A 9,328-nucleotide genomic window follows, 5' to 3' on the forward strand; every position below is an offset into this window, starting at 1 on the left:
ACAATATTTACAAATACTTAATTTATAAAATGTTAATTTTACGAGCAATGTCACAAGTATATATATAGAATTTTATCCCACACAAATGCAAATAAAAGAACATATTCCCTACAATAGAAATCTAAATCAGCACACATAATTATTATTACCATACTTATTAAAGTCGCATGCTCTTATAATGATAAATATAATAATCATCCTGTATTTTATGTCTATTTAATCTAGGTTATAAATCGGTTTCCTTTTTAAATGGTATGGAAATCTTTTAAATGTCTTTTCAAATTCTATGTTCTCAAGGACGTGTCGCGGACAGATCAGATCGTATGCTAGAGGGCGCAAAACTCACGGCTGATAAACTGGCTCTACATTATAAACTCACACCTAATTACGTAGGGCAGCCATCACCTGCAAAGTCGGATGATTGGAGTCTGGCACTCCCTGAAGCTCAACAAACCCTCGACCTATTACAGACTGAAATCTCCCGATTGCTTGCCAGTGGTGACCACCCCGTCCTATTTGCCTCGAATACCTGCTCAGCAAGCTTAGCAACACTCCCTGTTGTCGCAGCAGCTTTTCCTGACATAAAAGTTCTGTGGATCGATGCACACAGTGACTTTAATACACCAGATACAACCGAAACAGGCTACCTCGGCGGTATGGTATTGGCCGCCACTTGTGGTCTTTGGGATAGCGGCTTTGGCTCTGGCGTCAAACCCAACAATGTTGCTCTCATTGGCGTGCATGACATTGATGAAGAAGAACTGAATAACGTGAACAACGCAGGTGTCATGCACTTTCCCCCTTCAACTCTGACGCCAGAATCTGTCATCCACTTCATTGGAGATTCTAAAGTTTGGGTTCACGTGGATTGGGACGTTATGGATCCAGGGCAGATTTCCGCTGACTTCAAGGTTGAAGGCGGATTGAAAATCGACCAATTGTTGGAACTATTCGAGTCACTTCCAAGCAACCAAGTCATGGGGTTAGAACTTGCTGAGTTTTGTGCGGATAGCCATTCGTCATTAGCCAATATGAAAGGGCTAGATCTTATCCTTCAAGCTGTGGATGCCCTATTCAAACAAAATAAGAGTCTGTAATCATGGAAACGAGTCCCGCCTCTCTCGCACCTAACACTCACCATAAAACTTTGTATACACATGCGGAGTTGTTGCCAAAACTACATACGTTACCTAAGTGGAAGAGGGAGGCGTGGGAAGAATTCAGTGTGAGAGTCAAAGCCCCAGAATTTCCTTGCTTGTTTAGCCGCAGAGCGTGGAGCGCTAAGACAATTCACGTACTGTTTTGTGAGCCAGACGGTCGCAGCGGTTACTATCAGTTTCTGCATGGTCTGATTGCCTATACAGATATGCTTAACGTCACACCAGTTAATAAGCGCATGTTCTCACCATTAGTGGTCTTCTTTTCTCCTGAGCTTTCATCTTCAATGGAACCACACGAACTTGGTTGGGAGATCTTGAATTGGACACATGAGCACGACATCACTCAATGGCCTCGGAATGTCCCTACGGACCCCGAAGCCGCTGAATGGACATATTGCTTTAACGCAGTCGAACTATTCATCAACATGAGTTCGGATCAACATAAAGAGCTTAAAAATCGAAATCTCGGCTCACGACTTAACTTTGTAATTAATGCCAGAGAAATCTTTGACATCGTCGCTAATGGCGAAACGAAAGGTGGAAGGCGGGCTCGCGAGCGCATTCGAAATCGTGTCAAAACCTACAACGATGGAGTAATGCCCACAGAGTTGGGCTTTTATGGCGAACAAGAAAATCTTGAATGGCGTCAATATCAGTTGCAAGAAGCAAGAGTCAGACGGCCAAGCCAATGTCCCATCAAATCAAATAAAAAGTAATTAGAGAGAACGCAAATGCCTTTATATAACTCAATCATAGAAACAGTGGGGCGCACTCCCATTGTCAAACTCAATTATCTTGCTCCAAAGGGAATCGAGGTTTATGTCAAAGTTGAGTCTTTTAACCCAGCTGGTTCAGTCAAAGACAGGCTTGCACTTTCCATCGTCTTGGACGCAGAAACTAAAGGTTTGCTCAAGAAAGGAGACACAATTATTGAGTGCACGTCAGGGAATGTTGGCATTGCCTTCGCTATGGTTGCTGCAGCACGAGGATACAAATTTATTGCCGTCATGGGCGATGGTTATTCGCTAGAACGCAGGAAACTGATTCGTGCATACGGTGGTGAAGTTATCCTATTTCCCAGCGAGCAAGGAAGTAGCGGTGGTAATCGAATTGCCGACGATCTTGCTACTCAGAATGGATGGTTCAGACCGCGTCAGTTCGATAACCCGGCGAACCCTGCATATCACCGCGAGACCACTGCAAGTGAGATACTCTCCGACTTTGCTGGTAAGCGTTTGGATTACTTTGTCACAGGCTTTGGGACAAGCGGAACTCTCACAGGTATCGGACAGATGCTGAAGGTAGCACGGCCGGGAGTGGAAATTGTGGTCCCCGAACCTCAAGGAGCCCGGATTCTCGCTAAGAATGAATGGACCGTGCACCCCGTTCAAGGCTGGACCCCAGATTTCATACCTAACGTCTTGGATAAAGATGTGGTGGATAGCCTCGTTACTATCGATGGTAATTTGGGGATCATGACTGCACGTGCTCTTGCCCGTTCCGAAGGGCTCCTTGTCGGCATCTCTGCTGGAGCGACGGTCGCAACCGCTTTAGAAGTCGCAAAATCAGCTCCTAAAGGAAGCGTGATATTGGCGATGGCGCCAGATACAGGTGAACGATATTTGTCTACCGAGCTGTTCGATCAACTTGGCAATGAGGAAACGGACCCTTTTATTAAGACTTGGGGTGAAGAGTCTGTCACGACTGAATGTGATGCCTAGCTCTCCCTCTTAGCACTTAGAGTATGTTGATTGTGCGCGTGAAAAATATTCTCGATCAGAAAGAGTTGTCCATGAAAGGAATCATCGTATGGAAAAGCGAATTTCATTAAGTATCTTGGCGTTGATCATGTTCTGCGTGACTTACGCCGTAAACTTGCAAGCTCCACTTTATGGAGTGTATGTCCAAAGCAGTAACATGGGAACCGCGGCGGGAACCATCGCCTTTGCAGCCTATGTGTTAGGGCTATTACCTACCTTATTAATGCTGGGGGGGATTTCAAATAAAGTGGGTAGAAAACTGCCCATATCCATTGCACTTCTCTTGAGTGTCATCGCAACGGCACTACTAGTTATTCAGCCAAATTGGACCTCTTTGTTTGTCGCAAGATTACTACTAGGGATTGCTACCGCCTTGACCACAACATCTGTCTCGGCCTACATCTATGACCTAATTGAAGAGAAAGAACTAAAATTCGGGACATTGCTGGTAGCAGCATCGACGTCTTTAGGTTTTGGTAGCGGCGCACTTGCCACGAGTACGAGTTTGAACGTAGCGGGTATGAGCGTGCTACCATACAGTTATCTAAGCTTATTTCTGCTCGCACCGTTGCTGATGCTATTGCTTGTTCGTTTACCGTCCACTCAAACTATTCAACCAAACCTCACTCTAATTACATTGCCTTGCTTTCCCTCCAATACCTGGACGTATGGTTTAGGCATGATGATGGCTTGGGCAACTACGGGCATAGTCATCGCCATCGTCCCAATATTACTCAATGAGGTAGGTCTTAGCGAGTGGACTGGGTTAATGGTCTTCCTATCTATTTGCACCGGCTTTCTGACTCAACACATTGCCAAGCGCTTGTCTTCAAACACAAGTCTACTCCTAGGGTGCTTCTTGACGGTGTTGGGATTTAGCCTCATAGCGCTTGGTTATTATCGTGAATCCATCACAATCATTCTTCTTGGAGCAGGATGTACTAGCCTCTCAAGTTATGGTTTCACTTACATGGCAAGTCTGTTTCAATTTACCAGTAACCGTAACATTGATAAAGCAAGCTCTACGGCTGGCATGTACATCTATTCGTATATTGGATTCTCGATACCTGTCATTACATCTGGTTTTATAGCACAACGCTTTGGAAACTGGGTGGCAATAGTCAGTTTCATAACACTTCTACTTGCTCTGTGTTCCATTATTGGCACCGGCAAACTGATCGAAGCGAAGAAACAAACTCATTTTATGAAAGTTGAGAGCTAGGAACAATATGACAAATTCACAGATTTCGCTCATCACTGGAGCCAATAAAGGCATCGGTTTTGAAATTGCAACTGCACTTGGCAAACAAGGTCATACGGTACTACTTGCTGGTAGAAACGCTGTAGCGATTAGCGAAGCGGTTACTACATTGAGCGACCAAGGAATCGAAGCATTTTGCTTACCGATGGATGTTACCTGCGACGACTCTATCCAAGAAGCTGTTCGCATTGTTGAAAACTTGTTCGGCAAAATCGACATTCTTATTAATAATGCAGCGATTAGGATTGAAGAATACGGCAAATCTCCATCTGAACAACCACTCACACAATGGGAGGAAACGTTCGACACCAACTTGTTTGGTACGGTAAACGTAACTTGTCGCTTCTTACCATTACTTAAGCGTTCGACAAAAGGCAAAATACTCAACGTTTCAAGTTTGTTGGGTTCAGTGACGTTACATAGTGATACCAGCTCCTATACCTACACGGATGAATTCAAATCGCTCCCTGCGTACAGTGCCTCAAAAACTGCGCTCAACTCTTGGACAGCTCATCTTGCCTATGAGCTTCGAAATACTCCAATTACGGTCAATAGCATCCATCCGGGTTATACGAAGACTGACTTAAACGATGGGGACGGGATGTTGACCCCCAAGGAAGGTGCTCTCACAGCAATACAATTGGTACTTGATACGGACAACTCAGTCAGTGGTCAGTTTATTCATATGGGAACTGTCCTCCCCTGGTAGCAAAAAAGGAGTCGTTAAATGCTCAAAACAAAGAAAGTCGCATTGGTATCAGATAGCGATAGCTTATCCGTCGACTATGATATGCCCCTAATAATCGACGCTTTTAAGCGCACTCACGTGGAAGCGGACGTCATCTTCTGGGATAACACTCATCCTGATTGGTCAATGTATGACGTGGTCGTACTGCGCTCTCCATGGACCTATATGGAAAAAGTAAAACCGTTCATCGAGTTTTGCCAAAAGGTTGAACAGAGTTCTGTGTTGCTTAATCCTCTATCAGTCATCGAATGGAACTCAGACAAAAGTTACTTGAAGCTATTGGAGAAGCAAAGGGTCCCCATTGTCCCGACTGAAATCATTTATTCAGAAACAGAGATTCAAGCAGCTCTCGCCAGTCTTCAAGATAGCGATTGGGAAATAAACGAAGTCGTGATTAAACCAACAGTCGGCGCCTATTCATTTGGTGTCGTTCGTCTTTCGATCGACAATTCAGAAAAAATAACTCAGCATGTGCGCTACCTGTTACAGTTGGAAAAAGGCGTCATTTTTCAACCCTATCTCAACACAATTGAGAAGCATGGTGAAACAAACATGATTTACTTTGACAACACGTATTCTCATGCGATTAAGAAAGAGCCATTACTCGCGGAACGGGGGGAAACCAAAAAACCTGACATGGAATTCCGCACGCTAAAAGATGCGAACAGTGAAGAAAAGGCGTTAGCAAAGCGTATACTGGATCTAGTCCAAAGCAACCTTGAGCTTTCTAAACCGCTTTTGTACGCAAGACTAGACTTCATTGAAGATAAGAACGGTATGCCACTGCTGTTGGAACTCGAGATCACAGAGCCATCATTAAGCCTACCACTTACGCCTAAATCCGTGGATTTCTTTGTGCGGTCAATTATTGATAGAGCACAATCAAAAGAGGTTATCGCGTACCAAGATTTAGTAGTTTGAAAACAGCCGACTATCGGACAGGACATCGATTGGAAAAAGAAGTCCAAACTCCTGTCCCATAAAGTGGCTGGTTAGAGGTGCGTAGCAAACTTTAGGGCAAAACCAGTTACCACTACCCTGGCAAATCCAATTTGGGCAGACGCCTAATATTCTATATTTTCTCCTGACAGCACAGAAATTCTTTCTAAATCTTGGCTTGGAAAATCAGGATCTACATACACATACATACGACTTATTCTTTCTCCTTCAAATTCAAATACACTACAAAAACGACCAGTGGAAACATTGTTATCTGGCCAAGAAGTGCCATCGCTCATTACACCACCTTCCTGTCCTTCAACTATTACCTTGTTTCCAGAGGTTGTTATTTGAAAACCATCTATGTCGTGCCAAATACTGCTCAACGAGCTACCAATTCTATTGCCGAACTCAACTAAAGCGTCCTTGCCTTTTGCTTGTCCAAATTTAGGAAAGAAAAAATCGACATCCTCTGAAAAGAGATCCAGATAACTAGGATCACCGGCATCTACTTTCTTGAAATACTTAACTACTAGTTCAACTAACTCATCTTTATTCATAATTGTTCCTATGTACGTACTCTTTTTACCCATCACCCTGCCAAGCGGCTAGCAACATAACACAAAACGTATTCAGACCACTGTAAATACAAGCCAAACTTTGACGTACATTCGTTGAACGATAGTAGTCCATTTTTAGCCACTTAATTAGCGTTTGTACATAGTGATGCTTAAGTTAAATATTAAGAGACGGTGTTATGTGGGATATCAAAGGCGCCCCAATTAACTATCGACGCCATAATTTATTGTTAGACACGTTCTAAAGGCTTGACTCGTAATACTTAACCATTTCATCTTGGCCTATCGCGTTACTTTCTAAGTTTTGTTGGTCTTTAAATATTTGCGCTAAAGAAGGAAGAATTGAGCGATTTACTTTATAGTCATCAGACCAAAGCTTTCCTCTCATCACTGCTTTAGCACAGTGAAAATACATACTTTCTATCACTATTTTGATAACAACCTTAGGAGGCTTACTCCCATCAGGACAAACCGATAACAAGTTGGAGTCAGTATGAATACTCGCTGTTCCTTTGATACGAACAACTTCATCAATTCCATTGACCATCAACAACAGCCCTACTTTCGGGTTACTGATAATATTTTTAAGGCCATCTATTCGATTATTCCCCGAGCTATCGGGAAGCAATACCGTTGATTCATCTAAAACTTTAATGAAGCCAGGCTCTCCTCCCTTTGGGGAGAGGTCAACATAGCCTTGTGAATCAGTAGTACTTAGAACCGAGAAATGGCAATTATTTATTAGCGTAATGGCATGAACATCAAGAGTAGATAGAACTTTATTTTTAGCTCTGGCACTTGGCTCTGCGTAAATTTCTTTTAATTGCTCTATCGTTTTAATTTCACTCATTCTATTTTGTTCCTCCATAAAGGTATAATGCCTGTAATAAGGTGACCGCTCTAAACTGACAAACCACACCGAACTTCATACCCAAACTGCCGAGTGTAACGGGTCACCTTGATTGCTTATTATGAGCCGTTTTCTACCTGATAGTCGACTACTAGCCCGACATTTTCTATCGGTGTTGGCAAAATATCATCCAGTGTATTAATTACTCCGTCTCTTCCATATGACCGAATATGATAGTGATTTTCATCAATAACAACATAGTAATACTGAGTCTCTCCGGACATACTGACTTGTGCTGCATCGTTTAGAAATACCAAGCTGTCTTGTGGTAAAGTGTTTTGTAAGACTTCTAATGATTCTGGGTATACACCATTTTGAACTTTGTATAATTCAATAGCTTGTACTGCACTTGTCAATTGTACTTTCACTAACTCAGAGCGCAGATCATCGTACACTCCTCCTTGTTGTACAAAGCCCAAGTACGCAAGCGTCCCATACAAGATAAAAGTAAAACTAATACCACAAAGGCCCACTAATTTCAGTTTTGTACTTTTTGCGTTGAAACCCCAGATAATGGCGACAATTCCAAATACAACGCCAATCAAAGGAATGAACGACATCCCACCAATTACAAATCCAAGACAACCCGGCCCTTTTTGTTTCTCTCTGTTTTCCAATGTTCAATATCCTAAGCAGTACTTTAAGGCTTATAGCGCCCTGCTCTGACGAGTCACCTCATAATTTCTATATAAAACAATGAGTAGATGCGCAATGTTCAAATTCTACAGCCAAACTTTTGAGAATCAATGCCTCCACATCCACAAAAAAGACCTAAACCTCTGATATTTGCAACCAGTACCGTACTGAATAGTTCTGACCCCATACGTACTAAAATTGGACGAGTTCTCGAATTAAATTCAAATTAAATTCATAAATTCATAAATTCATAAATTCAGGACATAAATTCAGGACACACACCAAAAGCCTAAATTCAGGACACACACCAAAAGCCTCCCTAATTAGCAATGTACCCGAACTCGGTTTTATCACTAACAAGCAAGCCTCTTCTCTCATTGGCGTCGCACCTATAACAAGAGAGAGCGGACGCTTCAAAGGCAAACGGATGATAAAAGGAGGTCGACCTCAAGTTAGAACAGTCATGTACATGGCAATGATGTCTGCCATCCAATGTAACCCTGTTTTTAAGACTACATATGAACGATTACTTGCGGCAGGAAAACCCAAAAAAGTAGCCATAGTTGCCTGCATGAGAAAGATGGTTGTGATCTTAAACTCGATGCTCAGAGACGGTGTAATGTGGGATAAAGATAGCGCCAAAAATTAACTATTGACGCCATCGTCTCTTGTTATACCGCTTGGTTGAGGCTAAAATGACCAACATAAAGACCGCTTAAGAGACCTATTATATGACCACTAGAATTTTAGCCGATGTTGCTGCAAGCATTACTGAGTTGAAAGCTAACCCTATGAAAGTTGCAACTAGTGCTTATGGCGAACCTGTTGCTGTATTAAACCGAAATGAGCCAGCATTTTATTGCGTACCTGCCGAAGCGTACGAAATGATGATGGACAGACTCGAAGATCTTGAACTACTAGCTATCGCTAAAGAGCGTGAATCTGAAGAGAGCATTTCGGTAAATATTGATGACCTATAAACTCGATTTTAAAAAGAGCGCACTCAAAGAGTGGAAAAAGCTTGGCTCTACTCTGCAACAACAATTTAAGAAAAAGCTAATCGAGCGCTTAGATAACCCACATGTTCCGGCTTCAAAACTTTCTGGAGCTGACAACATGTATAAAATTAAGTTGCGTCAATCTGGCTACCGTCTCGTCTACAAAGTTGAAGACGATGTCATCATTGTAACCGTCTTAGCAGTCGGAAAACGCGAACGTAGCGATGTTTACCGTAAAGCCATGAAAAGGTTAGATGATTGATTGCGGTATAGACATAATGACCCCCACGAGGTGCTAGCCTCCAATTTCGTGGGTTAGCTTAAAGCCAGAGCCATAC

At 42.7% G+C, this 9,328-nt stretch carries 11 protein-coding genes and 1 pseudogene; 9 read left to right on the forward strand and 3 right to left on the reverse strand.

Annotated features, from left to right (window positions below; genetic code table 11):
• The first annotated feature begins 269 nt into the window (after positions 1-269).
• The 6 genes from OH455_RS22895 (at position 270) to OH455_RS22920 (ending at position 5,850) form a co-directional block, all read left to right on the forward strand.
• The gene (locus tag OH455_RS22895) at positions 270-1,097 is read left to right on the forward strand and encodes an arginase family protein (protein WP_269982898.1); all 828 of its coding nucleotides are present in this window, start codon (positions 270-272) and stop codon (positions 1,095-1,097) included.
• A gap of 2 nt (positions 1,098-1,099) precedes the next feature.
• On the forward strand, positions 1,100-1,876 hold the full coding sequence (locus OH455_RS22900; RefSeq protein ID WP_269982899.1) for a YqcI/YcgG family protein: 777 nt from the start codon (positions 1,100-1,102) through the stop codon (positions 1,874-1,876).
• 15 nt (positions 1,877-1,891) lie between these two features.
• Entirely contained in the window at positions 1,892-2,881 is a 990-nt protein-coding gene (cysK, locus tag OH455_RS22905) for a cysteine synthase A (protein WP_269982900.1), read from the forward strand.
• An 88-nt stretch (positions 2,882-2,969) separates the two neighbouring features.
• Positions 2,970-4,142, forward strand: a complete 1,173-nt coding sequence (locus tag OH455_RS22910) for an MFS transporter (protein ID WP_269982901.1) — start codon at positions 2,970-2,972, stop codon at positions 4,140-4,142.
• Between the two features lie 7 nt (positions 4,143-4,149).
• Positions 4,150-4,890, forward strand: coding sequence for an SDR family oxidoreductase (locus OH455_RS22915; protein WP_269982902.1), 741 nt, complete (start codon positions 4,150-4,152; stop codon positions 4,888-4,890).
• A gap of 18 nt (positions 4,891-4,908) precedes the next feature.
• Positions 4,909-5,850: an ATP-grasp domain-containing protein gene (locus tag OH455_RS22920; RefSeq protein ID WP_269982903.1), complete on the forward strand. Its 942-nt coding sequence runs from the start codon at positions 4,909-4,911 to the stop codon at positions 5,848-5,850.
• Positions 5,851-5,993: 143 nt separating this feature from the next.
• On the opposite strand, the gene OH455_RS22925 is transcribed toward OH455_RS22920, so the two are convergent.
• The 3 genes from OH455_RS22925 to OH455_RS22935 all read right to left on the reverse strand — a co-directional run bounded on the left by OH455_RS22925 (position 5,994) and on the right by OH455_RS22935 (position 7,973).
• Positions 5,994-6,428: a nuclear transport factor 2 family protein gene (locus OH455_RS22925; protein WP_269982904.1), complete on the reverse strand. Its 435-nt coding sequence runs from the start codon at positions 6,426-6,428 to the stop codon at positions 5,994-5,996.
• Positions 6,429-6,687: 259 nt separating this feature from the next.
• Positions 6,688-7,296 (reverse strand): pyridoxamine 5'-phosphate oxidase family protein, encoded by a 609-nt coding sequence (locus tag OH455_RS22930; RefSeq protein WP_269982905.1) that lies wholly within the window; start codon positions 7,294-7,296, stop codon positions 6,688-6,690.
• Positions 7,297-7,415: 119 nt separating this feature from the next.
• Entirely contained in the window at positions 7,416-7,973 is a 558-nt protein-coding gene (locus OH455_RS22935; RefSeq protein ID WP_045975203.1) for a hypothetical protein, read from the reverse strand.
• A 332-nt stretch (positions 7,974-8,305) separates the two neighbouring features.
• Here OH455_RS22935 and OH455_RS22940 point away from each other — a divergent pair.
• From OH455_RS22940 to OH455_RS22950, 3 genes and pseudogenes are all read left to right on the forward strand, one after another.
• A pseudogene (locus OH455_RS22940) lies at positions 8,306-8,641 on the forward strand (transposase); the annotation flags it as partial.
• 82 nt (positions 8,642-8,723) lie between these two features.
• Positions 8,724-8,972, forward strand: coding sequence for a type II toxin-antitoxin system Phd/YefM family antitoxin (locus OH455_RS22945; RefSeq protein ID WP_005377003.1), 249 nt, complete (start codon positions 8,724-8,726; stop codon positions 8,970-8,972).
• A complete protein-coding gene (locus OH455_RS22950; RefSeq protein WP_005377002.1) occupies positions 8,962-9,252 on the forward strand; it encodes a type II toxin-antitoxin system RelE family toxin in 291 nt (96 codons plus the stop codon). The genes OH455_RS22945 and OH455_RS22950 overlap by 11 nt, the downstream gene beginning before the upstream one ends.
• Positions 9,253-9,328 lie beyond the last annotated feature (76 nt).

This window comes from Vibrio sp. T11.5, assembly GCF_027587155.1.
In the GTDB taxonomy this organism is placed as follows: Bacteria; Pseudomonadota; Gammaproteobacteria; order Enterobacterales; family Vibrionaceae; genus Vibrio; species Vibrio neptunius.